The 24,625-nt window shown below is 66.9% G+C and carries 16 protein-coding genes; 7 read left to right on the forward strand and 9 right to left on the reverse strand.

Translation table 11 applies throughout. From position 1 onward, the window contains the following. Window positions 1–125: 125 nt before the first annotated feature. Entirely contained in the window at window positions 126–1,091 is a 966-nt protein-coding gene (locus ACLJEU_RS02845; RefSeq protein WP_414664492.1) for a threonine dehydratase, read from the reverse strand. Window positions 1,092–1,317: 226 nt separating this feature from the next. Here ACLJEU_RS02845 and ACLJEU_RS02850 point away from each other — a divergent pair, with 226 nt between their 5' ends. Further along, window positions 1,318–3,078 (forward strand): outer membrane protein assembly factor BamB family protein, encoded by a 1,761-nt coding sequence (locus ACLJEU_RS02850; RefSeq protein WP_414664493.1) that lies wholly within the window; start codon window positions 1,318–1,320, stop codon window positions 3,076–3,078. A 91-nt stretch (window positions 3,079–3,169) separates the two neighbouring features. Here the strand turns inward: ACLJEU_RS02850 and ACLJEU_RS02855 are convergent, their stop codons facing one another. Both ACLJEU_RS02855 and ACLJEU_RS02860 read right to left on the reverse strand, forming a co-directional pair. Beyond that, the gene (locus ACLJEU_RS02855; protein ID WP_414664494.1) at window positions 3,170–3,484 is read right to left on the reverse strand and encodes a YhbY family RNA-binding protein; all 315 of its coding nucleotides are present in this window, start codon (window positions 3,482–3,484) and stop codon (window positions 3,170–3,172) included. Window positions 3,485–3,599: 115 nt separating this feature from the next. Continuing rightward, the gene (locus ACLJEU_RS02860; protein WP_414664495.1) at window positions 3,600–4,298 is read right to left on the reverse strand and encodes a pseudouridine synthase; all 699 of its coding nucleotides are present in this window, start codon (window positions 4,296–4,298) and stop codon (window positions 3,600–3,602) included. A gap of 298 nt (window positions 4,299–4,596) precedes the next feature. Here ACLJEU_RS02860 and ACLJEU_RS02865 point away from each other — a divergent pair, with 298 nt between their 5' ends. Next, on the forward strand, window positions 4,597–5,733 hold the full coding sequence (locus ACLJEU_RS02865) for an alpha/beta hydrolase fold domain-containing protein (RefSeq protein WP_414664496.1): 1,137 nt from the start codon (window positions 4,597–4,599) through the stop codon (window positions 5,731–5,733). A gap of 163 nt (window positions 5,734–5,896) precedes the next feature. Here ACLJEU_RS02865 and ACLJEU_RS02870 read toward each other — a convergent pair whose 3' ends face one another. Continuing rightward, complete coding sequence (locus ACLJEU_RS02870; RefSeq protein WP_414664497.1) at window positions 5,897–6,511, reverse strand: ferric reductase-like transmembrane domain-containing protein; 615 nt, start codon at window positions 6,509–6,511, stop codon at window positions 5,897–5,899. A 66-nt stretch (window positions 6,512–6,577) separates the two neighbouring features. Further along, on the reverse strand, window positions 6,578–7,558 hold the full coding sequence (msrP, locus tag ACLJEU_RS02875) for a protein-methionine-sulfoxide reductase catalytic subunit MsrP (protein WP_414664498.1): 981 nt from the start codon (window positions 7,556–7,558) through the stop codon (window positions 6,578–6,580). A gap of 221 nt (window positions 7,559–7,779) precedes the next feature. On the opposite strand from msrP, the gene ACLJEU_RS02880 reads away from it, so the two are divergent. Further along, window positions 7,780–8,835 (forward strand): Gfo/Idh/MocA family protein, encoded by a 1,056-nt coding sequence (locus ACLJEU_RS02880; protein ID WP_414664499.1) that lies wholly within the window; start codon window positions 7,780–7,782, stop codon window positions 8,833–8,835. Window positions 8,836–8,948: 113 nt separating this feature from the next. Further along, the gene (locus ACLJEU_RS02885; RefSeq protein WP_414664500.1) at window positions 8,949–10,298 is read left to right on the forward strand and encodes an MFS transporter; all 1,350 of its coding nucleotides are present in this window, start codon (window positions 8,949–8,951) and stop codon (window positions 10,296–10,298) included. A 143-nt stretch (window positions 10,299–10,441) separates the two neighbouring features. Here the strand turns inward: ACLJEU_RS02885 and ACLJEU_RS02890 are convergent, their stop codons facing one another. The 3 genes from ACLJEU_RS02890 to ACLJEU_RS02900 all read right to left on the reverse strand — a co-directional run bounded on the left by ACLJEU_RS02890 (window position 10,442) and on the right by ACLJEU_RS02900 (window position 16,022). After that, window positions 10,442–13,783: a tetratricopeptide repeat protein gene (locus ACLJEU_RS02890; RefSeq protein ID WP_414664501.1), complete on the reverse strand. Its 3,342-nt coding sequence runs from the start codon at window positions 13,781–13,783 to the stop codon at window positions 10,442–10,444. A gap of 103 nt (window positions 13,784–13,886) precedes the next feature. Further along, a complete protein-coding gene (locus ACLJEU_RS02895) occupies window positions 13,887–15,284 on the reverse strand; it encodes a neutral/alkaline non-lysosomal ceramidase N-terminal domain-containing protein (protein ID WP_414664502.1) in 1,398 nt (465 codons plus the stop codon). A gap of 189 nt (window positions 15,285–15,473) precedes the next feature. Continuing rightward, window positions 15,474–16,022, reverse strand: coding sequence for a HugZ family pyridoxamine 5'-phosphate oxidase (locus ACLJEU_RS02900; RefSeq protein ID WP_414664503.1), 549 nt, complete (start codon window positions 16,020–16,022; stop codon window positions 15,474–15,476). Between the two features lie 448 nt (window positions 16,023–16,470). Between ACLJEU_RS02900 and ACLJEU_RS02905 the strand changes: the two genes are divergently transcribed. Together ACLJEU_RS02905 and ACLJEU_RS02910 are read left to right on the forward strand one after the other, a co-directional pair. Further along, window positions 16,471–17,010: a tetratricopeptide repeat protein gene (locus ACLJEU_RS02905; RefSeq protein ID WP_414664504.1), complete on the forward strand. Its 540-nt coding sequence runs from the start codon at window positions 16,471–16,473 to the stop codon at window positions 17,008–17,010. 149 nt (window positions 17,011–17,159) lie between these two features. After that, on the forward strand, window positions 17,160–18,782 hold the full coding sequence (locus ACLJEU_RS02910; protein ID WP_414664505.1) for an arylsulfatase: 1,623 nt from the start codon (window positions 17,160–17,162) through the stop codon (window positions 18,780–18,782). 264 nt (window positions 18,783–19,046) lie between these two features. Here ACLJEU_RS02910 and ACLJEU_RS02915 read toward each other — a convergent pair whose 3' ends face one another. Continuing rightward, window positions 19,047–21,140, reverse strand: coding sequence for a hypothetical protein (locus ACLJEU_RS02915; protein ID WP_414664506.1), 2,094 nt, complete (start codon window positions 21,138–21,140; stop codon window positions 19,047–19,049). A gap of 427 nt (window positions 21,141–21,567) precedes the next feature. Between ACLJEU_RS02915 and ACLJEU_RS02920 the strand changes: the two genes are divergently transcribed. Beyond that, complete coding sequence (locus ACLJEU_RS02920) at window positions 21,568–24,591, forward strand: TonB-dependent siderophore receptor (protein WP_414664507.1); 3,024 nt, start codon at window positions 21,568–21,570, stop codon at window positions 24,589–24,591. The last annotated feature ends 34 nt before the right edge of the window (window positions 24,592–24,625 follow it).

Genomic DNA, 24,625 nt, shown 5'->3' on the forward strand with positions numbered 1-24,625 from the left:
ATCACGGATCCGGCGTGCCCGGACTCCACCCGTCGGTATCCGTTTTTTCCACTCCACCCGTGCGGCTTCGGCCGCCGGGCCGGAGCTCTGCATGTCGCTGCAGCCCCGTGGACGGTCACGCCCCGTCACGATTCACCGAGCACCCGCGCAAAGACCGCGGTGTCGACATTGCCCCCGGTCAGGACGGCACCGATGCGGCGGCCGGCGTGGAGGGCGCGTTCCTGCAGCACTGCCGCGACGCTGGCCGCGGCCGCGCCCTCGATGGTGTTGTGCGTGGAGGAAAAACACGTACGCATGGCGGCTTCGACTTCGTCGTCGGTCACCTGCACGATGCGTTCCGTGCCGCGCAGGATGGACGCGAGGGCCGTCGGATCGGGCGTCGAGCAGGCAAGGCCGTCGGCGATCCGGGTCGAAGACGGTTGCACGATCACTTCGCGCGCGGTGAAGGAGCGGGCGATGGCGGGTGCGTGCGCCGAACACACGCCGACGATTCGCGTGGCGAGGCCGAGGGCGTCACGGGCGGCCATCATCGCGCAGATTCCGGATCCCAGGCCGATGGGAACATAGACGGTGTCGAGCGGCGGCACGTGCCGCAGGAAGTCGATCGCCGAGACGGCCACGCCGCGCACCAGTGCGGGGGCGAACGAGGGTATCGCGTGCAGGTCCCGGCTGACGGCGAGCGCGCGCGCGTGTTCCAATGCCGCTTGGAAGTCGTCGCCGTGCTCGATCAGCGTCGCGCCCAGGCTGCGCATCGCCGCGTTCTTCTCGGCGCTGTTGCCGCGCGGCACGACCACGACGGCCTCGAGCCCGTGCCGCCGCGCGGCGAAGGCCACGGACTGGCCGTGGTTGCCGCGGGTTGCGCACACCACGCCCCGGCACCCGGGTTCGAGCCGGCGCAGTTCGTCCATGTAGACCAATCCGCCCCTCACCTTGAACGCGCCGAGCGGCGTGTGGTTTTCGTGCTTCACCCAGAGCTCGCAGCCGGCGTGCGCGTTGAGCAGCGGCCAGGAATACTGTGGCGTCCGCGGGATCACGGCCTCGACCAACGCGGCGGCAGCATCGATTTCGGCGCGAGTGGGAAGCGACGACATGGTTCCGAGCCTGCCTGCCGCGATTCGCCGCGGCAAGCTGTGGGTTGCTGTGCCGGCATCGGCGTGCCGACGTGGACCGAAACGCCGCCGACTCCGCGCTTGGTGCAAACGGGTCGCGTGGTCCGGCCTACGCAGGCCTACGTATTCACAACGTGGATAGCTTCAGGTATGCTGCCGGGGCTTCCACGCCCATTCAGGGCGTTTTCCGTCCAACTTCCGCCGCTGCATGAAAACGCGATCCTTCGTCTCCGCCTTGATTCTGTCCGCGCTTGTCGCGTCCGACCTTGCCGCCGCCCCGGCGCAACAGGTGTGGAGCACCCCGCTCGGCGCCGACGCCAAGTGGCACCAGCTCACGTCGCTCGGTGGATTGCTGATCGGCACGGATCAGGCGCTGATGGCCATCACGCCCGAGGACGGGAAGATCGCCTGGAAGCGGGACGACATCAAGAAATCGAACCGCAACAATGCGCGCGAAATTCCCGGCACGCCGATCCTCATCTGCAATACCTACGATGGGATGATGAACAGCAAGGTCACGTTCATGGCCATCGACTCGCAGACCGGCACGACGATCTGGACCGCGCCGCAGCTGCTCGGCCAGTACCACGGCACGATTCCGGTGCCGCAGAAGAACCTGGTGATCTTCGTGGTCAATACGATGGATCAGAAGGACAACGGCGTGTACTTCATGGCGCACGATCTCACGACTGGCGCGGCGAAGTGGTCGACGAAGTTCACCAAGGCCGGCGGCATTCCGCTGCACCTCGCGGACAACAGCGGCCGCTTCATTCCGACGATGGATCTTTCCGGTTATCACGACCCGGTGGTCGATGGCGACGAACTGTACGTCGGTTATCTTGGCGTGCATTGCGTTGATCTGACGTCGGGCGCGGTGAAGTGGGGCGTGGAATTTCCCGCGGGCAACAAGGGCCTGAAGAAAACCTACGCGCCGCTGCGGATCGACGGCGATCGCATCTACGGCGGTGGCGGCGGCAGCGTGTACGCGATCGATCGCAAGACGGGCACCCAATTGTGGAAGAGTGATCGCATCTCGGATTTCGCCGGACTCTTCAAGGCGCGCGACAACGCCATCGTGGCCCAGCTCGAGATCGTCGGCGGCAAGATCTTCTCGCGCTACGGCGGCAACTTCTCCGACGGCAAGACCGCGGCGTTGCGCGAGCCGATCGGCATCGTGGTGCTCGATCCCGCGGACGGAAAATCGCTCTACCATTTCGACAAGGCCAAGGAAGGCATCACGAACATGGCGGTCCTGGCCGACGGCAAGACCGTGGTGTTTGCCGACGGCGCGAATGTCCTCGGGCTCGACGCGGCGGCCGCGACGCCGACGGAGACGTTTCGCGTTCCAATCGAGTTCAAGCGCAAGATGGGCATGGGCGGCGTGGCGAAAATTGGCCTTGGCGCGCTCGGCGGAGTGACCGGTCTCGCGAAAGGCGTGATGTCGGCGAACAAGGGTCTGCTCGACGTGCCGGTGGCGGTGAACCTGAACGGCGGCCGCGTCATCGTGCAGGGCAAGCAGCATCTGCTCGGTTTCGATCCGGAGACCAAGACGTCCAGCTGGTCGCTGTTTTATGCCGCGCCGAGCGAAGCGCTGGGCAACATCGCGATGTTTGCCGTCACGGCGGCGGCCGCGGTGTACGGCAACGCGCAGGCCGCGGCGGGCGGCGGTTTTGGCACGAGCGGCTACAACAGCGGCGTGACCACGATTCACACGAACCTCGACAACTACAACAAGTACACGGAAAAGGCCGCGGCCCGCGCCGGCAGCTCGAAGGCGTCACAGGCCTACACCTACATTCTCACCAAGGTGGAAAAGGACATCGGGGTCGTCGGCGTGAACCTCGCCACCGGCGAAACCGATCGCGAGCTCCCGCTGAAGGACAAGGAGCCCGAGTACATGGTCGATGAACCGATGAACCGCGTCTTCCACTTCAAGGGCAAGAGCACGGTCGTAGCGTATCAGTTCTGAGCGCCGGCAACCGGCGCGGCTGAAGGCGGAAAGTTGAAAGCGTGCGTCGCTGCGGGCGTTGCCGGTCTTTCAACTTTCAACTTCTCAACCGTCAACTGGATTCAAGCACCACCCCGCGCGCCTTCGGATCCGGATTCTGGCGGAAGAAGAGCGCGGTGTGTCCGACGGCGCCGACGCACACGCAGCGGCCCTGATCGGCGATTTGCGTGCAGAGCGTTTCGCGTTCATCGCGATCCGCGCCGAGGAACCGCAGCTTCACGAGTTCGTGTGCGCGCAACAGTTTCTGCAGCTCCGCGTAGAATTCGGGCGTGAGGCCACTGCGGCCCACCTTCAGGCCGGCGTCGAGGGATTGGCCGAGGGCGCGGAGGCGGGATTTCTGGGCGCCGGTGAGAGGAAAATCGTACATGGAAAAAGGGCGGAGCGGGAACGGTTGGAACAGGGTTGTGAACCACAATGGCGCAAAGGCACAGAGCAAACACGACGCCGGTCGGGCGGGTCGCTGCACCGGGGTGCCGCGCGGCTCAGGGTGATGAAAAGTAATCCAGCGGCAGCTCGCGCCATTGCCCGGCCGGTAGATCGCCGAGGTCGAGCGGGCCGAATTTTTCGCGGTGCAAGGTGACGACGGTGGCGCCTTGGGCGGAAAACATGCGTCGTACCTGGTGATAACGTCCCTCGGTCAACGTGACCTCGGCTTCGCGAGCCGTGATGAGCTTCAAGCCGGCGGGCGCACACGGATCCTTTTCCCCTTCCAGCAGCAACGTGCCGCTGGCGAAAAGCGCGATGAGATCAGGAGACAAATCGGCGTCGACGACAGCGCGATACACTTTCGGCACCTTGTGCTTCGGTGACGTGAGGCGGTGCACGAGCGGGGACTGATCCGTGAGCAGGAGCAGGCCGCTGGTGTCCTTGTCCAGCCGGCCGATGCTCGTGACGACGGGATTGCGCCGCCGCCAGCGTTCCGGGAGCAGCAAGTAGACGTTGGGACCTTCGCGGTCTTCGTGCGAGCAGACGAGGCCGACGGGTTTGTGCACCATCAACAGCAGCCCGCCCGGATGATCCAGCGGTTCGCCGTCGACGCGCACGTCATTCTCTGCGGCCTTCCGGCCAAAATCGTCCGCCGTCTCGCCGCCCACCGTCACGCGGCCATCTTCAATCCAAATCCGCGCCTCGCGGCGGCTGCAGTAGCCCAGATTGGCGAGGAGTTGATCGAGACGGCGCATGAGTCGCGGGGATTAGCCGACGGAAGCGGGCAGGGGAGCAAAGAGAAAATGTGCTGGTGCCGACGGGCGACCTGAACGCGCCAATGCCATGGGTGTTTCGACTTTTCTGAGTTTGCACAGGAGGCAACGGAGGCAACAGAGAGAAAGGACCCGGCCTCCGTGGCCTCCGTTATCTCCTGTGCAAGCTGCCTTGGGGTGCGATGGCGAGTGCACGCTGCGATTGCCGCCACGTCTCCGACGCGCGCCCCGCGGTTGAGAATTGTGCACCCGGCTCCGGGCCGTCACGCGTATCACCTCCATGCTTCGCTGGTTTTTGCTTTGCTTCGCGCTCGCTCTGGCGGCGCTCGGACTGTTCACGGTGTTCAAGGCGCCCGCCTGGTCTTCGTGGAAGCTGGCGCTGCTCGCCGGGGAGTTCGGCCACTGGCTGGCGATTGTGGCCGTGCTGATCGGCATCGCGGCGGGATGGCTCGCCGGTGATACGCCCACGATCGCGCGCGTGACACTCGCGATCGCGCTGGGGGCGGCGCTGTTGCTCGCGAAGCCGGCGTGGCAGGCGTGGCGCCAGGGGCCGGAATTGGCAGAGCAGCTTGCGGCGCAATTCGGCGGCGCGCAGCCAGTGCCGCCGCCGTTTTCGCTCGCGACGCTATTTTTCGGCCCGGCGGTTACGCCGGTGGCGGTGCAGTCGTTGACCGCGCCGAACGCGTTGCCCCTGGATTTTTATCGGGCGGTCGGGCGCATCGACACCCCCGCGCCGTGCGTGGTGATGGTGCACGGCGGCGGTTGGGACAGCGGCGATCGAACGCAGCTGCCCGGATTGAACCACTGGCTGGCGCGGCGTGGCTATGCGGTCGCGGCGATCTCGTACCGGCTGGCACCGCGCTTTCAGTGGCCGGCGCAACAGCACGATCTGATCGCGGCCATCGCGTGGCTCAAGGAGCGCGCGGGTGAACTCGGGATCGATCCCCAACGCTTCGTGGTGATCGGCCGTTCCGCCGGCGGGCAGATCGCGCTGGTGACGGCGTACACGGCGGGCGATCCGGCGATTCGCGGTGTGATCGGACTCTACGCGCCCTCGGATTTGATTTTCGGATACGTGAATACCGTCGAGGACGACATGCTGAAATCACCCGCGCTCATGCGGCAGTTCCTCGGTGGCACGCCCGACTCGGCGCGGGCGAACTACGAGTCGGCGAGCGCGCTGTTTCATGTGACGCCGCGCACGCCGCCGACGCTGTTGATCCATGGCGTCAACGACGCGCTCGTCTGGTACCGGCACAGCGTGCGCCTCGACGCCCGGCTTGCCGAGCAGCGCATCCCGCGCGTGTACGTGTCGTTCCCGTGGGCCACGCACGCGATCGAATTCAATCTCAACGGCCCCGGCGGGCAGCTCACGACGTACGCGATCGAGGCGTTTCTGGCGGGCGTGACGAAATAGGGCGGGGTGCGGAGGGTTGCCCACGGAACACACGGAACACACGGAAGAACCAGACAAGGCGATGAAGGGGGAGTGGCCTCTTGTTGCCGCCCAGGCCCCACTGCAGCCTTCGGCTTGGATTCCTTTCCGTGTGTTCCGTGGGCCCACCTCCGGAGTTTTCCCGTCAAACTGCCTTCGGTTTCGTGCGCTGTTTCCAAATGCGCGCGATCTCGAGCAACACCAGCGGCCCGAAGATCCACACCACTTGCATCGGAAAGATTTTCCGCGCGGCGGCCTGATGATAGGCGGCGAGCGCGGCGGCGAGATAGGCGAGGCGGTGCAGATTTTTCCACGCCTTGCCGCCGAGCCAGCGGATTGCGGCGTTCACGCTCGTGATCGACAGCGCCAGCAGGATGATCAGGGCGACGAGTCCGGTGAGCTGAAACGGCTTCTGGATTTCCTTCGCCAGCGTCTCGAAGCCGCCGTCGTAAACATGCAGCACGTGGGCGGTGAAGTGCAGCAACGCGTAGGCAAAGACGCTGACGCCGACCAGACGGCGGTGACGATTCAGCGCGAGCGCGACGCCCCACTTGGGAAACAGCACGCGCAGCGGCGTGAAACTCAGGACCGTCGCGAGCAGGATGCACGCGATGAGGCCGAGATGCAGCAGCGTGGATTTCAACGGATCCGCGTCGCTCGGATCGGGCCGGAAGAGTGGCTTCAGCGCCCATGCGCCTGGCAGCACGAGCAGGATCCAGACGACGACCTTTGAGCGCAGGAGTTTTTCGAGCAAAGACATGGGGGCGCGGGCCTCGCGGCCCGCATTTTTGAGCAGGAGCAGGCGGGACGCCGGCGCTCCCGGAGCTCAGTAGAACTTGGCCAGGTTCATGCCGGTGTAGAGGCCGGCGACCTGATTCTCATAGCCGTTAAACATGAGCGTTTTTTGGCGGCTGCCGAGGACGCCGCCACCGCCGATCACGCGCTCGCTGGCCTGCGACCAGCGCGGGTGATCGACCGTCGGATTCACGTTCGCATAGAAACCGTATTCCTGCGCGGCCATCGCCTGCCAGGTGTTGCGCGGCTGCTTCGCCACGAAGTCGATCTTCACGATCGATTTGCCGTACTTGAAACCATACTTCCACGGCACCACCAGGCGCAGTGGCGCGCCGTTCTGATTCGGGATCGGTTTGCCGTAGATGCCCGTCGCGATGAACGAGAGGTCGTGGTTGGCCTCGTCGAGCCGCAGGCCCTCGAAATACGGCCAGTCGAGCACGGGCCGGCGCTGGCCCGGGACATTCTTCGGATCATTGAACGTGGTAAACGTGACGAATTTTGCCTCGGACTTTGGATCGGCGAGGGCGATGAGCTTCGAAAGCGGAAAGCCGTCCCACGGAATCACCATCGACCACGCCTCGACGCAGCGGAAACGGTACACGCGCTGCTCGGCGCCGCCCAATTTCGACACGAGATCGTTCGCGTCGATTTTCATCGGGTTGTTGATCAACCCGGAGATCTCCACCGTCCACGGCTCCGTCGTCCAGCCCTTGTTCGCGTTGGGCTTCGGCTCGGATTTGTCGGTGCCGAATTCGTAGAAATTATTGTAGCTCGTGATGAGCTCGTACGACGTGGGCTTGAGGGCCGGGTCGCGAAAGTCCGGGTTTACGCGGGTCGGAAATCCCGCCGTCGTGGCGAGCAGCGAGTGCGACGTGAGCGCGGAACCGGCGAGGCCGGCCACGCCATAACCGAGGGTTTTGAGAAAATCACGGCGCGGGCGAAGATCGTAATCGCGTTCGGGCGTAACGGCGGACTCGGGCAGAGCCCAATCTTTCGGAGTGCGAATCAGCATCGGAGTGGGAGGTGAGAGGGCCGGGGTGGGCGTTTATTCCTGTGCTACGCCCGAAGCAAAGCCACCGGACGCAAAAATGCACGTTCGGAACGACGGTATCGTCATGCGTGCGCCCGATGATGGGATGCCGCGGCTGCGGTCGACGCTGCGGCGCGCCGGGCGGACGGGCACAAATTTTCGGGTGGCCGTCGGCATGCCGGGCGCTACGACCTGTTGCGCTCATGTCGTCCGCATCCTCCTCCCGTCCTCTTGGCTTCGGCATCATCGGCGTCGGCATGATTGCCGACTTCCACGCCCAGGCCATCGCGCACACCCACGGTGGCCGGCTCGTTGGTGCCGCCACGCGGAATCCGGAAAATGTCCGGGCCTTTGCGCAGAAACACCAGGTGCCGTTCACCACCACGAGCGTCGACGAACTCGTGGCCCGACCCGATATCGACGTCGTGTGCATCACCACGCCCAGTGGCGCGCACCTGGAGCCGGCCCTGGCCGCCGTCCGGGCGGGCAAGCACGTGGTGGTTGAGAAACCGATCGAGATCACGACGGAGCGCGCGGACGCGCTGCTGCGAGCGGCCGACGCCGCGGGCGTCAGGGTCACGCCGATTTTTCAGGCCCGGTTCACGGAAGGTGCGCAGACGATCAAGGCGGCGATCGACGCCGGGCGCTTTGGCCGGCTGGTGCTCGCAAGCGCCTACGTCAAATGGCACCGTTCGCGCGAATATTACACGGGTTGGAAGGGCACGCTCGCACTCGACGGCGGCGGGGCGCTGATCAATCAGGCGATTCATGCGATCGACCTGCTGCAGTGGTTCGCCGGCCTGCCGGCCGAGGTGTTCTGTTGGACGACCCGGCGGGTGTATGATCATATCGAGGCCGAGGATACGGCGAGCGCGGCGCTGAAATTCGCGCACGGCGGGCTCGGCACGATCGAGGCCACGACGGCCACGCAACCGGGTTGGGCCCGGCGGATCGAATTGTGCGGCGAGCACGGGTCCGTGGTGCTGGACGGCGATCACATCGCGCGCTGGGAATTCACGCGGGCCGAGCCGGGCGATGACGCCGTGCGGGCCCGGAAGGACGCTGCGGCGCTGGGCTCCGGGGCGAGCGCGCCAAATGCGATCAGTTTCGAGGGTCATCGCCGGCAGATTCAGGACCTCATCGATGCGGTGCGGGAAAACCGGCCGGTGGCGATCGACGGACACGAGGCGCGCAAGGCGGTGGCGTTGATTCGCGGGCTGTATGCGTCGGCGGAAAAGGGAATGCCGGTGAAGCTCTAAGAATTTTGTGGCGGTTTTTTAGACTGCACTCGTGAATGCAGCTGATGGAGGGCGCGGCTCCGTCAGCGTCGACGACTGGCGGCGACGAAGCGGCGCCCTCCCGTTTTTTTCCTATGTCTATTGCTTCCCCCTCCCAACCCTGGACGCGCCTGCTGACGCGGGATCACTGGTTCGTCTTCTCCGTCGCCTCGCTGGCCTGGTTGTTCGACTGCATGGATCAGCAGTTCTTCAACCTCGGGCGCGGAGCCGCGATGGAGCAGCTCCTGACGGACAAGTCCAAGGTCATCGAATACGGTTCGTACACGACCTCGGTGTTTCTGCTCGGGTGGGCGGCCGGTGGATTGCTGTTCGGCGCGCTGGGCGATCGCTTTGGTCGCGCGCGGATCCTCACGGTGTCCGTGCTGCTTTATTCGGTGTTCACCGGATTGAGCGCGCTCTCGACCGGCTTCTTTGACTTCTGCGTCTACCGGTTTCTGACCGGCATGGGCGTCGGTGGCGTCTTCGGTCTCGCGGTGGCACTCGTCGCGGACACGGTACCGGACAAGGCGCGTGCGCCGGCGCTGGGTTTGCTCCAGTCGCTGTCGAGCATCGGGAATATTTCCGCCGGTCTGATCGGCATGGGTATTGGCATGCTCGCGGCCCGCGAACTTCTGCCCATGGGGATCAAGACGTGGCAGGCTATGTTCATCGTCGGCGGCGCGCCGGCGTTCCTGTGCGTGTTCATCCTCGCGAAGCTCAAGGAGCCGCAGAAGTGGGTGGACGCGAAGGCAGCGGGCAAGATCTCCGGCGTGAAATTCGGCTCTTACGCGTCGCTCCTGTCGCATCCGCGCTGGCGGAAGCATGCCTGGGGCGGCCTGGTCCTGTGCAGCGCCGGCATCATCGGCCTGTGGGGCATCGGCAATTTCCACCCGACCATCGTGTCGGCGATCGTCGGCGAGCACTTGAAGGCCACAAACGTGTCGCCCGAGAAACTCGCGAGCGAAAAGGCCTTCTGGGGTTCGATGGGGCTGCTGCTGCAGAACATCGGTGCGTTCTTCGGCATGACGGTGCTGGCCAAGGTGGCGCAGGTGAAGGGCCGCAAGTTCGCCTTCGCGCTCGCGCTGATTCTCTCGTTCGCCTCGACCGTCCTTGTGTTCAAGGGCATGCGGCAGTTCAGCGACATCTTCTGGATGATTCCGCTGATGGGCTTCGGCCAGTTGTCGGTGTTCGCGGTGTACGCGATCTATCTGCCCGAGCTGTTTCCGACGAGCCTGCGCGCGACGGGCACGAGTTTCTGCTACAACTTCGGCCGCGTCGTGGCCGCGACCGCGCCGTTCACGGTCGGTCAGATCACGAAGAGCCTCAGCGGCAATCTCGAGGGCTTCCGCACGGCCGGCCTGTGGATGAGCCTCGTGCTGCTCCTCGGCTTGCTGGTGCTGCCGATGCTGCCGGAGACGAAGGACAAGCCGTTGCCGGAGGAGTGAGACGGGTGATCCAGGTGAGAGTTGAAGGCTGAGAGTTGAGCGCCCGGAGCTGAGAAAAGGAAGACGGCGGGCGGGTTTATCCCGCCCGTTTGAATCTGCTGGTGAGATTGTTTCGAGTCTCCGACCGCGGCTGCGGTCTACCGCTATTTCTCCTGCACCTTCGTCGCGATCGCGGTCAGGAGTTTCAGCGGGGCTGACGTCGGGTTTCCCTCAAGCGTGACCGCAAAGCGGAAGCGCAGGACTTCCTGACGATCGGGAGTCAACCTGCGCAGGGCCGCCTCCAGCTCCGAGGCGGCGGAGGCGTCGTTTTCCAGGATTCTGGTAACGTGGACGCTGACGTCCGCCTCGGCCGTCTCGCCGACTTCGCGTTGCAGTCGGGCCAGAAGTTTCCAGGCCGCGACGTTCAGGCAGTCGGCCGAGACTGCGAGCTCGGCGTCCTGTGAGGCGAGGCGGTCGAGGTGCTCGGCTTTGCGCCCGAGGGCCCGTTGCACGAGCAGCGCGGCGCGCTTGGTCTCGTCCTCGGTTTCGTTCAACACCGTCTCAAGCGCCAGGCGGGCTTTCGTCGCCTCCTCGCTCTCGCCCAGAATCGACGTCGCGAACGCCCTCGCCTTCGTCCACTGCGCCTCGGCGCCGGGCTCGTCGTCACGGATATCCCGATACGCCTCGTCGATGAGCTTCCAGCGGCAGTAGGACGTGCCGTCCTTCTCATCATAATACCGCTGGCTGAGGTAGTAGGCGACCATCTGCCCCTGCGAGTCGCCGAAATTTCGCGGCAACGTCGCGCCTTCGATTGCCGCCGCGGCGAGCCACTTCAACCCGCGGGGCTTGTCCGGCGGCAGCCATTCGAAGGCGCCGGGATTCTCGAGGCGGTCCTCGCGCGTCGCGCCGTCGGTCACCAGCAGGTCGCCGAGGATCGTCTGCGCCCAGTGGTTGTCGTCCTCCGCCAGAGCGGTGAGGCGTGCGTCGGCGAGCGCGCGAAACCGCCGGCTGATCGCCGCGTCCTGCGGGAATCCGCCGTAGCCGCTGCCGAAGAAGTAGGCGAGCGCGAGTGGTGCCACGGGCTGGCCGAGACCGACGCTCTGGGCAAAGTAGTCGACGGCCCGCGCGACGTCGCGCTCGGTTTCGTCGCGTCCGAGCCACGCCTCGTAGGCCTGCACGTAGCGGACGTCGGCTTCGGGATCGAACTCGTCTCGCGCGATCGCCTTTTCCCACACTGCGAGCTGCGCCTCCAGCCGGCGGGCGGCAGCGGCGAGCGCCAGGTACTGGGTGCGTTTGCCGTCGACGCCCCGAATCTCCGCGGGCGTCAGGGTGAGTTGGGCCATGACGTGGGTTCCAGTGAGTCCCCAGGTGCGGGCGACAGCCTGCCAGGCGTCGGACTCCTGCAACGCGGCCGCGCGCACGCGGGCGCAGTGCGCATCCGTCAGGCTCGGGTCGCGGCCAATCTGGAGAAACTGACTTCGGTGCGGCGCGCGCTTCGTCGCTTCGCCCAGCCAGCGTCCGCCGAGTTGGCTGGTGGCGGTGCCGAGGTGCAGCCGGTTGTGGTAGCTGCCGTCGAGCAGCGCTGCGAGGGTCGCGATCGCGCCGAGATCGCCCTGGGCTGCGGACGCTTCCAGCCGGGCCTGCAGGGATTTCTCGTAAGGGTCGGCGAGGTAGGCGTTGTGCTGCTTGGCGTAGATGAACAGCAGCACCTGGGCCGGCAGATCGCCGAGCGCGGCGGCGTCGCGCCAGCGATCGCGGGCCTGCTTGAGATCGGAGCCGGCGAGCGCGTTGCCTTCGTCGCGGAGCGCGGCGCCGCGGGCCGCATCGGCCGGCACGCCGAGACGCGCGAGATCGAGGGCGGGCGGAGTGGCGCCAAATTTGAGCCAGACGGTCCGGACCCACTCCTGATTCTGCCGCGCATCCGCGAGACTGATACTCATCTGGACGGCGTTGCGTTGTGCCTCGGGCATCGTGGCGGGCATCTGGGCGGCATGCCGCTGCGCCAGATCCGTCTTCGGCGGATTCCCGCGCGCGCCGGAATAGTAGAAGGCCAGCGGAATATTCGCGGCGGCATCCCCTCCCTTGGCCGCGGCGAGCCACGCCTGCTCCCACTTCGGCCACTGCGCCTTCACGTATTCGTCGTGTTCCTTCCAGAAGGCGTCGCCGTCGAGGTCACGGTTGTAGGTGCCGTTTTTTGCCGGGGAAAAGTACGCGCGCGCGGCGGCGTCGTGATCGAGCTTGGCCGCGGCGAGAAAGTACGTGCTGCCGCTGCGCCGGACACCCGTGGTGCCGCCCGGCGTGCTCCGGGTGTCAGCGAACTCGCCGATCTCGTACAGCACCTGCGCATCCTTGATCGCGGACAGATCCTGCAGATCCGCCGGGACCGAGCCGGCGGTCATCCGGGCCGCGGCAAACTCCTGCTCGAGCAGCTTCCGCGCGCTGCGGGCATGGCGGGCCCAGAACTCGCCCTTGAGCGCGTGGATTTCGTCGTAGTCCCTCGGATGGAGCGGACGAAACTGCGCGCGGCTGTACCACTGGGAGGCGAGCGCCGGGTCGGCGGGCAGCCCGACGCCCAGATCGTAGGCGACGGCGAGTTCGCGACACGCCTGGTAGCCGCTGTCGCCCAACGCCTCGCCGCTGCCTGCATACTGCGTGCCGGATCCAGTGGCATGCGCCGGCGAAGCGGCCTGTTCGAGCCACTCGCGCGCCTTTTCCGGATTCGGCGTCACGCCGTATCCACGCAGGTGGCACAGGCCGAGGCCGAGCTGCACCTCGGGCCAGGCGGGGTTGGACTGCGAAAAGAATTCGAAGGCGCGCGCGGGCTCCGCGCCCTGGCCCTGGAACAACAGGCACAGCTGGCCGAGCCGCATGGCCTCCCACGGGGCCTTCGCGCCCAGTTGCTGCACGACGCCGAGGTAGTGGGCGAACTCGCCGCGCCGCGACTCGAGCGCGCTGTTGGGCGGAGCCGCCAGCGGTGCCTTGCCCTTGGTGTCGGCGAGGATGCGGGCCCACGCCGCGGCCGGATGCGACGGTGCCCGCAGAAACGCCTCGCGCGCGGCCTTCTCGCTGGCCGCGCGGGCCGCCGTTTCCGCCGCCCGATTCGCCGCGGTTTGGACCGGACGCGCCGGCGAAGGCGACACAAACCGGCTCTCGTAGGTCTTCTTCGCCGTCGAAAGATTTCGCTGCGTCTCCCGGTACGAGTTCACGTTGCTCGGCGGCGTCGAACGGGACGTGTACGACGAGGTCGAACGCGACGATGACGGTGCGCTATAGTTCCGGCTGGTGGAAGAAGAGGAGTACGAGGGCGACGAATACGAGCGGGACGAGTACGACGGCGTCGGAGAGGGGCGCGGGGGCGGCGGGCTGTACGCGCGAGACAGCGCGTTGGAGTACGACTTGTATTCGCGGTCCAGCCGCGACTGATACGGGTCGACGGCCTGCGTGGCGGGCAGGACCCACAGCGGAGTCGAGCCCGTGACCAGCCAGCGGAGAAAGCGCACGTTCATCCTGACAGCTTGCGTCGCGGGGATCGCATAGAAAGCGAGAACGGATGCCGCCCGGGGGCGGTCGCTACGTGGACCCACGTACGCAACGGTCCGACCCGGCGGTTCAAGGTCCGAGGCTCCGCCGCAGCTCGTGCACCTTGGCCATGATGACGTCCTCGGCGGCGAACGTGAACCGCCCCGGATGATTCAGGATGCGGATGTTGGCGCCGATGCCCTCGTAACCGCCTTCCTCGATCACGCGACGGCTGCCGAGGTAGCCGAAGACATGATTCGAATAGCCCGCGACCCAGACGTCGGCCTCGCCCTTCAGCTCGCGTTTGATTCGCAGCGAATAGTCGACGACCACCTCGCCGCCGATCGCGACCAGCGTGAGCGCGGGGCCGAACTGCACGACCTGTACGGGACAGGGCAGCGCGGCGGGCCGTTCGCCTTTCTGGAGCGCGGCGCGCAGGGCCTGGGCGCGTTGCAGGATCGGCGGGGTGTGCTCGGTGGCGTTGAACGTCTCGAGCTCCTTCGCCGAGAGCGGCTCGTAGTCGAGCAGGGCGTCGGCCAGCGCGGCCCGCAACGGTCCCGGCACCGGGCGCGGCCGGGCGGCGAGTGCCGTGAACACCGCGTTGGCGAGCGCGCGGCCGTGTTGTTCCGCGAGTTGCTCGACGGGCTGGCCGGGCACCATGGCGCCGCGCGGATACGGGTTTTGATCACCGCCGCAGCCCATCATGAAAAGCGCGGTCGCGCCCGGGTGCGCGGCTTCGAGGAAGCGTTGCGCGTGGCCCGCGTAGTCGCCGCTGATCCGGCTGCCGCCGAGCGTGGTGTTGTGACACGCGTAACCGAACAGCACGGCGCGCAGCTTGCCGTCGGCGCCGATCACGCGCAGGACGGGCACGTCGTGATCGACGGGGCCGGTGGGATTCGGATTGTTCGAGTACGTGCCGTTGGGTTCGAGCCGGCGCCGGTTCATCGCGAAGCCGGCGCGCGCCTGGTTGAACTCGAGGCGGGCGGGAGCCGACGCCTGGAGGCTTTCGCCGATCACGTCGACGACCGTGCGCTGGAGGAAGGTCTGAAACGCGTTCACCGCATCGACGTCCGCTGTTTTGGCGGCGCGGCTGAACGTGCGTTCGAGCACCATGCGATCCGGCGAGACCTGCGGGGCGCTGTGCGTGTGCGAGGCATTGAGCAGCAGCTCGTGGGGTTTCAGGCCGAAGTGCTGCGCGCTCTCGCGCTCGGCGAACGCGCGCAGTTCGGGCGGCACGCCGATGAGATCGAGCGTGACAATCACGATGCGTCCGCCGTGGCCGTCGTCGAGCGCGAGCGCCTTGGCGAACACATCGAGGTCGACGCCGTCAGACGGCGCGGTGCGATTCGCGTAGCCCGCCAGCCAGATGGGGCCATCGGGCGTGAGCTTGCGCGTGGCGACGCCGGCCTTCCACTCCGGTGCGCGCGATTGAGCGGAGCAGAAGCTCGAGATGAGCAGCACGGATCCGAGGAGAACGGAAAATTTCACGATGATGAAAGGTGCGGGCGGGGCCGGCTCGAAGTGCGGTACGGGAGGTAAAACGCTGAGGTTGGTTTCGCTCCGGCACGCGCTCGACTCAAGCCTGCACCCGCGGGCGCACGATAGTTTTCCCTCGCCGAACAGGTGAACTCCGCTTCGCCAGACTGCAGCTGCGCTGCGACTCGGCTGGGAGCGCGCCTACCTGGCCTGCGGCCCGACGGCGGTGAGTTGCAACCGGTCCGGCCGATGCCAGTCACGAGGATTGACGTCGAACGCGGCGCCGAAACCGGCCACGACGCGGCCGCGTTGGGGGACGAGACGGACGAGGGTAAAATCCGGCAGGCTCGCGATCATATCGACGGTGGCGCCGAATTTTTGCCGCAGGGCTGCGACGAGCGGTGCGTAGTCCGGGGCTTCGCGCGCGATGGAATGAGCGGAACAGGCGAACGAGAGCCGGCGGCGGGCGAAGGGGTGGCTGACCTCGGCTTCATCCTCGGCCAGCAGCACGCTCGCCCGCGGATTGACGCGCAGGTTCCGCGTGTGGGCTGCCAGGCCGCTGACGTACACGATGAACGCGCCGGACTCGTCGAGGATGGCCGCTGCAACCGAGCTCTCGGGCTCACCGTCTGCGCCCGCGGTGCCGAGCACCACGGTGCTCAGCCGCGAACACGCGCGAGCGACGAGTTCCCTGGCCTGACTCTGGCCGTCATTCATGGGCAACTCTGTTGCGACGACGCGCGCGACCACAAGGGGCAAACGTCCGGGTTCGGGGACCGGGCAACGCGGCCGCCTCGTTTCTGGTTGGTGGTTTCAGTTGTCGCGGACATGGGTCGGTCACCCAAAGACGTGGCAGCTCGTCGGCGGCCGGGCCACGTACAAGCTGTCGTGGAAAATCAATCGATGAAGGCCCTGCGATTCCTCGCCTGCGCCATTCTCGCGGGGTCGATGGCGTGCGCGGGCGACCCCTGGCTCCGGCTTGCCCGGGTCACGCCGGCATCCGAGCAATGGCGCGCCGACGATCCCTTCATTGTCGGAGTGACGGTGGCGTTGCGCGACACCGCAGACGCACCCCGTAGCGTAATCTTCGATACAAAGAACGAAGAGTTTGGCCGCGCGGTGAGCGTCGAGCTGCACGGTCCCGACGGAAACCGCTCGCCGCCGAGTGGCGCGGCGGGGCGCGCGGCCAGTGGGGGAGGTGACGTTCGAGTCGCTGCAGCCACGCACTTATTTCTTCGAACTGGTTGAGAACGCCCGACGACGTCTGGCGCTGACGCCGCCGCGCGCTACGGGCGGAATTGCGCCCGGTGACTACACGCTCGTGGCGCGATTGCCCGCTGCGGGCGCGGGCCAACCGGTGACTGCCACCGGCCCGTTGCGCATCCGCCTGCGCGCGCCGACGGAGGCGCGTTCACCCGAGGAACGGATGACGTCGCTTGCGTTGGCGCTGACCGACGCGAGCGCCCTGCGCCGCAGCGCCCAGCGCGTGCAGTCTTTTCTCTCGTGCCAGGATCGGTTGTTCACGGAAGCGGCCGGCCAGGTTGCCCGCGCCGCAGCGTCCGCGCGTTCCCTCGTCGTGGAGTCTCCCCGGTCGTCCCGCGCGCGATTGCTCCTGGCCGAGGCCCTGCTGGTGCAGGACGATCGCGCCGGAGCGGAGGCCGCGCTCGCGCCGATCACCGCCCGGGTTCGCGGAGCGAACGAAATCGACGCCGTCGGCCTGCTGCCTGCGCCGAAGTGATCGCCACCGCAACACCTCGGGGTCGGGACGAAACTTGAAACACGGGAGCCGGATGTCGGATTGCTGCTGACAGCGCCTTGCCCCGTTTGACGTCGGTGGGCTTGCGTTTCTCGGGCGTGGGGGCGTTCTTCGGCGAGCTGTTTACCCCGATGAAATCCGTCCTTGTGTGGTGTGCGTTCCTCCTGTCGCTGGCCGCCGTCGTTGCGGCCGAGCCGCGCCGGCCCAACATCCTGATCATCCTGGCTGACGATCTCGGTTACTCGGATCTTGGCTGCTATGGCGGCGAGATTGCGACGCCGCATCTCGACGCCCTCGCCCGGGGCGGACTGCGTTTCACGCAGGCGTACAACACCGCGCGCTGCTGGCCGTCGCGCGCCGCGGTGATGACCGGTTACTACGCGCAACAAGTGCGCCGCGACGTGGTGACGGGCATCCCGAGCGGAGGCCGGGGCACGCGGCCGGCGTGGGCTCCACTCCTGACGGAATTCCTGCGGCCCGCGGGCTATCGCACCTATCACGCCGGCAAGTGGCACATCGACGGCAAGCCGCTGCAGAACGGCTTCGACCACAGCTTCGAAATCGGCAACGGGCAGAACAATTTCTTCAAGGCGCCGGGCAATACCGACGACGGCGTGCCGAATGTGCAGACGCCCGACTACTACGTGACGACCGCCACGGCTGAGCACGCCATGAAGTACCTCAAGGAACACGCGGAGAAATTCGCCGGCCAGCCATTCTTCCAGTACCTGTGTTTTACCGCGCCGCACTTTCCCCTGCACGCGCCGGCCGCGGACATCGCGAAGTACCGTGACACCTACGGGCAGGGCTGGAACGCGATCGCGGAGGCACGCCACGCGCGGCAGAAAGAGGCCGGCCTTGTCGCGCACGCGCTGCCGCCGATGGAGCGCGACGTGGGCCCGCCGTATTCGTTTCCCGATGACATCGTGAAGCTGGGGCCCGACGAGGTGAACCGGCCGGTGCCGTGGAGCGAGTTGAGCGCCGCGCAGCGCAAGTTCCAGGCGGCCAAGATGGCGATTCATGCCGCGATGGTGGATCGGATGGATCAGGAGATCGGCCGCTTGATCGCGCAGCTCAAGGCGATGGGCGCGTACGAGAACACGCTGATCCTTTTCGCCTCCGACAACGGTGCGAGCGCCGAGATGATGGTGCGCGGTGACGGCCACGACCAGTCCGCCCCCATGGGTTCGGCCAAGACCTTTCTCTGTCTCGGACCGGGCTGGTCGAGCGCGGCGAATACGCCGTTCCGCCGGCACAAGACCTGGGTGCACGAGGGCGGGATCGCCACGCCGCTCATCGTGCACTGGCCTGCCGGCATCGCGGCGCGCGGCGAGCTGCGGCACAGCCCCACGCATCTCGTCGACGTCCTCCCGACGGTGCTCGAACTCACCGGCGCCACGAAGCCCGCCACGATCAAGGGCCACGCCGTGCCCGCTGCGCCCGGCCGCAGTTTTGCGCCCGCCTTCGCGAAGGACGTCGCGGTGCCGCATGACTTCCTGTGGTGGGAGCACGAGGGCAACCGCGCGCTGCGCGCCGGTGACTGGAAGCTCGTCGCGCTCGCGAAGGGCGAGTGGGAACTTTATGATTTGAGCCGCGATCGCGGAGAGCAGAACGACCTGGCCAAGACGCGGCCGGAGAAAGTCCGCGAGCTGGCGGCGCTGTGGACGACGCAGCTTGAGACGACGACGAAGCTCGCGTTCACCGATCCGCCGCCGCCGGACGCGACGCCGAAAAAGGGCAAGCGGAAGCAGTGAGTGCGCGGCGCGGGCGACGTTGTACGCCAATTCCCGGTCGGAGTTGAACCACAGAGGCACGAAAGCACAGAGAAGACAGCTGGGATTGACAGCGGCTGGCTGACAGAACTCCGCGCGTGACCGAGGCCGGTATCGGTCGGGGCTGTCGGTGATTTCGCTCCGACGGCAGTCTAATCCTGAAGTACACCCTCCGGCTCAGCACGTCTTCTTCGTGCCTCCGTGTCTCGGTGGTTCAATCCCGGTTTTCAGTGCCCGCCCCGGCGTTCACGGCAGCTTGCCCGAACCGTAGCAGCGGTCGCAGCGCACCTGTTTCTGCACCCGGGACGTGCGGCCGTAGTTGGTTTCGTCGACGTATTGCGCGTAGGTGCCGGTGCCGGCGCAGCGCATGCACCAGCGGAAGCGTGGCTGGGCTGCGGCCTGCGCCTGGGATGCCTGCGCCTGCTGCGCGGCCTGGGCCTGCCGGCGGGACTCGGTCTCGGCTGCCTCGCGGGCGAGCCGCGCTTGCTCGGCGCGGCGTCGTTCCTCGGCGAGCCGGGCTTCGCGCGCGGCGGCGGCGGCTTCCTCGGCTTTTCTCATCTGCGCGTTGAAGTGGGTGGTGACGGCGACGAGGTCCTGGCCGCGTGTCGGATCCAGCTTCGCGGCCAGCCGCTGCAGGGTGGCGGCAGTCGCGTGGTGGGCCTTGAATCCATCGACCTTGGAGGTGAGGGCGACGGCATCGAGAAAGCCGATACACAGTTCGAACTGCAGTGCGCTCCACGAGGCCGCGAATGGGGCCGGCATGATGGGGCGGGTCTCGCCTTGCGCGGCTGACACCCCGAACAGCGGCAGCGTCGTTGCCGCCGCGAAGCCCGGATCACCGAAGCGCATCGTATGCGTCTGCGCCACCGCGGCGACCAGGCCGCGGTGCAGGGCGTTGATCACGAGCGCGGCCGTGTCGCGCTCGAAGGCGCCATTGTGCGGCTCACGCGCCACCCAGTGCAGCAGCGCTTTCTCGGCCTCGGCCAGCCCGGCCAGCCGGGCCTTCGTTGCTTCGTGATGCTTCGCCTCGTTGACAAACCAGCGACTCGTGAGCGCCTTCATCGGCAGGTCGCGGGCCAGTTCCTCCGCGGCCTCGTTCACGCCGCGGCGGGAACCAGATACACAGGCGGCGAGCAGCTTCGACAGCGGGAGCGGCTCGACGTTGGCGAGGAACACGAGCTTCGCGACGGCCTGTTGCAGCCGGGCGAGAAACAGGGCGTCGCGGGCCAGCCCCAGCCGGCGCTGGTCGTGCCGGATCTCGAGGATCGTCAGCTCCGTGTCCAGCACCACGGACGCGGCATCGGGTGTCTGCAGCACGGCCTCCGCCAGATTCGGTCGGGCGGGTAGCGTTGCGATCGCCTGCTGGCGTGCCTTCCGGCTCGCGTCGCTCTCGGCCGCGCCGATGGCGTGATAGAGCAGGCCGAAGCGTATCCAGTCATCGCGCACGCGTTCGGCGGAGCCGGAGCCGGCGAACCGTGTCGGCAGCGGGCGTCCTTCCAGCTTCAAGACCAGCGCGCGCGCACCCGCGACATCGCCTTTCCAGAGCCGGTGTTGCGCGGCCATGAGCAGATCGTGCGACGGCGCGGTGGCAACGGCGATGAGCGCGCCGTCGAGTTCGCCGCCACGCGCGGCCTGATCCGTTGCCGTGGGGGCGTCGTCTTTCCAGCGCGCGATCACTCCCAGCTTCGCGTGCAACTGGGCGGCGCGGCGCAGCGCGGTGGCGTCGTTGGGAAACACGGGCACGAATGATTCCACCCAGCCGTTGATGCGCCGGGCCAGCTCGGCCGGCGGCACGCTCTCGGCCAGCGCCCAAGCGTGGGTCTGCACCGCGTCGAGGGTCACGCACAGCGTGGTTGCGCCCAGCGGTCCGCCGCGCAGCGCCTCGCGAAACAGCGTATCCAATTCCTGGAGCGTCGCCGCCTTGGCGGCGGGTGCGCCATGCGCAAGCTGGTCCGCGAGGCGCAGCAGGCGGCGGGCGCGCAGGCCTTCCGCGGCCCACGGCCTCGCATCGTCCAGCGCGGCGTCGAGCGTCGCACTGGCTTCACGCAATTCGTCGAGGCGCGTCACCGTGTACAATCCGAGCACCGTGTTGAGTTCGTTCTCGGCGGCGGTGCGGGACGGGCGCGAGGACAGTTGGCTCACGTGTTCCGCGGCGCGGGCGCGTTGCTGCTGGGGGGCGAGGGCGCGAACCGACGCCAGCGGCTCGCTCGTCGCCGGAGCGGATGCGGTTCCAAGGCGCAGGCCGCTGAGATCGGCAGGCGCCGGCTGGGCGTGGCTGATCGCGGCGGCGACGCACAGGCCATGCAGGACGGAGAAGAGCGAAGAACGAACGTGAACCATCGGGAAGCGGAGGCTCCGAGTGTTGAATTCGTTCGACGAGAGGCCATCCGAAAACCGGAGGAAGCCCGGGGCATGCGTGGAATTGCGTAGGGCAAGGCGGGGGCGGGGAGGCTTTTTACAGGAGGTAACGGAGGGAACGGAGAATACGGCGGGCGAGGCGCGGTGACGGTTCGTGCTCGTTCGGTCTGTTCCCTGGTTCCTTCAAGAGGAAAAATTCAGAAGCCAGGAAACCAGGAATCGGGCTCCTGGCTTCATGGCTTCTGGATTCACCTTTTCCGGTAGCAGCGTTTGGCGAGGTTCAGACCCTTCTCCGTTCCCTCCGTTGCCTCCTGTGCCAATGCCATTTAAAAAGAGGCCTCGCACGTCCTCGTCCCCGATCAAGGTTTGCATGGGCGCGTGCTTCACGTTTTCAGTGTCGGCCTACCCCATGATTACCCCCACTCGATCGTGCCTGCGGGCCGCGGTGCTGGTGGCCGTTGCCCACGCGGCGGCGCTGGCCCAGTCCGCCACTCCTCCCGCAGAAAAAGGCAAGGACCCCGTCCAGCTCACGCCGTTTCTGGTGTCGACCGAGGGCGATGACGGCTATCGCGCGGCGAACACGCTCTCGGGCACGCGCATGAACACGTCGCTGTTCCACACGCCCGCGGCGATCTCCGTGCTCACGAAGGAATTTCTCGACGACATCGGCGCGGAGAACGTGGGCGACATGCTCAAGTTCGCCATGAGCTCCGACAGCGAGCGCACCGATTCCAGTGGCGGGCTCGGGCAGGCGTGGGACGTGCGCGCCACGATCCGCGGCTTCACGGAATCCGTCATCACGCGCGACTATCTGCCCAACATGGTCCAGAACCGCGGCATCCTGGCCAACGATCGCTTCAACGTGGATCGCGCCGACGTGAGCCGCGGCCCCAATTCCATCCTCTACGGCGCGAGCCGGCCCGGTGGCGCGTTCAACCTCAATTCCAAGCGCGCCGTGCTCAACGGTCGCCAGAAATCCGCGCAGTTCACCGTCGGTCGTTTCGCGAAAAAACGCAGCGAAGCCGACTTCGCATTTCCGATCATCAAGGACAAGCTCGCCCTCCGCACCAACGCCATGTGGGAGGACCGCGGCGGCTGGTGGGAGTCGGAGATGCTCAAGGCCAAGGGCCTCGCGGTCGCCGTGACGTATCAGCCCTTCAAGCACACGCAGGTGCGCGCCGGGGTGGAGCGCATGATCCGCGAGCAGGTGACGGGCGGGAGTTTTCCGCACGCGGACTTCGGCTATTCGCGTTGGGTCAAGGGCGGCGCGCCGCTGGGCGGCAATCCGCTGCCCGGCACGAATCCCGCGCCCACGCTTTTACGTACGATCAACACGCTGCAGGTCGTCTACGCACCGCAGGTGCGGGCGCAGCCGTTCCGCCTTTCCACCACGGGCGCCGACATGCGGCCCGATCTGGCGGGCACGCAGGCGCCCGGCTTCTGGGAAACGATCAGCGCGGGTGCCGCGCCCTCGGGCGGCACGGTCGACGATCCGTTTTACGGACAGGTGATTCCCGCCACGGCCTACCTCGCCGGCCCCGGGCGCAGCACCAACAACGACTACACGCTCGCGTCCGCGTTCATCGACCAACGGGTCGGTCCCGTGAACATCGAACTCGGCTACGCGCGCACCACGTATTTCCGCGGCTTCACGCAGCCCAACGCCAATGCCGTCGGCGATCCCAATCCCGTCCTGCCCGGCGCCTATTTTGCCGACGGCGACTCCGTGATCGCGGCGGGTCGCCTGCCCGGCACGTTGCTGCCCGACATCGCGCGCACCAATCCCTTTGCCGGCCTGCCGTACGTGCAGTCGCAGGCCGTGCGCCAGCTCTTCGATCAACGCAGCGAGACGTGGCGCGCCACCGTCGGCTATGAACTTGATCTCTCGCGCCGGCGCGCGTGGCTCGGACGGCACAGCCTGGCCGCCGCGTGGCAGAAGGAACGCAGCTATTTCGGCAACGGTAACATCGCCGAGTTCAACCTCGCCCCCGGCAACTCTCAGCCGATCGATTCCGCGACCAACACGATCCTCCGCCGCACTTATCTCGAATTCAACAAACCCGGCGGTGCGCGCGGTGGTCTGGACGCGTGGGCCAATCCGATCCCGGAGTCACCGGGCATGAAGGCCGGCTTTGTCTTCAATAACCTCTACCCGTGGGTCGCGCAGAAGAACACCAGCGGCATGCTCGCCCTCCAGAGCCGCTGGGCCGGCGATCGAGTCGTGCTCACCGGCGGCTACCGCCGTGACCGCGCCGAAGTGATGGATGCCAACGCTGGCGGCGAGCGCCTGCCCAATTCCACCAATGCCTGGCTGGTGCGACCGTACCGCTTCGAGGGCGCAACGCTCACCTCGAACACCGGCGCGACCAAGACGCTCGGCGCCGTCGTCACCGCGCTGCCGTGGCTGGGCCTGTCCTACAACCGGTCGCAGAGCGTGTTTCCGCAGGGCGCCTTCAAGGATATCTTCGCCCAAGTGCTGCCGCCCATCGAGGGCGACGGCCAGGACTACGGCGTGCGCCTCATGCTCCTGGGCGGCCGCCTTTCGGCCAACGTGAACCTCTATCGCGCCGACGGCGCCAACCAGTTCCAGCCCGCGCTCAACGCGCCCAAGAACAATATTTCCACCGCCTCGAACGCCGTGCTCACGACGCTCCGCGCCCGCGGCCAGCCGCTCCCCGCATCCGTCACCGCCGCGGGCATCACGCTCCTCAACTCCGAGTCGCAAGCGCGCGACGCCTCCGACCTCGCGGGCCGTGGATCCGAGATCGAGATCACCGGCCGCCTCGCCCCGGGCTGGAGCATCACGCTCAATGTCGCCCGCAACCAGCTCAAGCAGGCCAACATTCTTTCCGATTCGATGGCCTTCCTCAGCAGCGTGAAGGCGGATTGGGAAAAAAGCACGGCGCGCCTCGACGACACGCCCGCCGTCGTCGCGACCTTCGTGCGCACGCGCGACGCCACGCCGCAGCGCGACTTCGTCACCAACCCGGCGACGTTCGCCGACGTTTACGCGTACAGTCTCTCGGTCGCCGATCCGTTTCTGCGCGGCACGGGCAAGTCTCCCTTTGCGCACGTCGAGCACACGTCCAACGCGTTCACGAGCTATCGGTTCGCCAACGACGCCCCGTGGTTCGTGCGCGGCGTGCGGGCCGGACTCGGGGCCAACTACCGCGGCCCCGCCGTGATCGGTTACGACGCGGCCAACGGCGACGCCGTCATTCCCGGGCGCAGCGCGATCACGTGGAGCGGTATGCTGGGTAAGCGTTTCGCACTCCCGCGCGGCCAGTCCCTCGACCTGCAGCTGAACGTGGAAAACCTCTTCGGTCAGGAAGATCGGCTTCCGTATTCAGCTACCGCGCCCGGCGTGATCGTGCGCTACCTCCTGCCGCGTGTGCGGCACTCGTGGACCTTGCGGGCGACGTACGGTTTTTAGTGACGACGGTAAGGGCGCGGTTTACCCGCGCGCT

The organism is Terrisphaera buseokensis, from assembly GCF_047521145.2.
Taxonomy (GTDB): Bacteria; Verrucomicrobiota; Verrucomicrobiia; order Opitutales; family Opitutaceae; genus ER46.

Bases quoted from the DNA above. Each gene is read 5' to 3' on its own strand.
- ACLJEU_RS02845 (WP_414664492.1), bottom strand. From the start codon at position 1,091: ATGTCGTCGCTTCCCACTCGCGCCGAAATCGATGCTGCCGCCGCGTTG.
- ACLJEU_RS02850 (WP_414664493.1), top strand. From the start codon at position 1,318: ATGAAAACGCGATCCTTCGTCTCCGCCTTGATTCTGTCCGCGCTTGTC.
- ACLJEU_RS02855 (WP_414664494.1), bottom strand. From the start codon at position 3,484: ATGTACGATTTTCCTCTCACCGGCGCCCAGAAATCCCGCCTCCGCGCC.
- ACLJEU_RS02860 (WP_414664495.1), bottom strand. From the start codon at position 4,298: ATGCGCCGTCTCGATCAACTCCTCGCCAATCTGGGCTACTGCAGCCGC.
- ACLJEU_RS02865 (WP_414664496.1), top strand. From the start codon at position 4,597: ATGCTTCGCTGGTTTTTGCTTTGCTTCGCGCTCGCTCTGGCGGCGCTC.
- ACLJEU_RS02870 (WP_414664497.1), bottom strand. From the start codon at position 6,511: ATGTCTTTGCTCGAAAAACTCCTGCGCTCAAAGGTCGTCGTCTGGATC.
- msrP (WP_414664498.1), bottom strand. From the start codon at position 7,558: ATGCTGATTCGCACTCCGAAAGATTGGGCTCTGCCCGAGTCCGCCGTT.
- ACLJEU_RS02880 (WP_414664499.1), top strand. From the start codon at position 7,780: ATGTCGTCCGCATCCTCCTCCCGTCCTCTTGGCTTCGGCATCATCGGC.
- ACLJEU_RS02885 (WP_414664500.1), top strand. From the start codon at position 8,949: ATGTCTATTGCTTCCCCCTCCCAACCCTGGACGCGCCTGCTGACGCGG.
- ACLJEU_RS02890 (WP_414664501.1), bottom strand. From the start codon at position 13,783: ATGAACGTGCGCTTTCTCCGCTGGCTGGTCACGGGCTCGACTCCGCTG.
- ACLJEU_RS02910 (WP_414664505.1), top strand. From the start codon at position 17,160: ATGAAATCCGTCCTTGTGTGGTGTGCGTTCCTCCTGTCGCTGGCCGCC.
- ACLJEU_RS02915 (WP_414664506.1), bottom strand. From the start codon at position 21,140: ATGGTTCACGTTCGTTCTTCGCTCTTCTCCGTCCTGCATGGCCTGTGC.
- ACLJEU_RS02920 (WP_414664507.1), top strand. From the start codon at position 21,568: ATGATTACCCCCACTCGATCGTGCCTGCGGGCCGCGGTGCTGGTGGCC.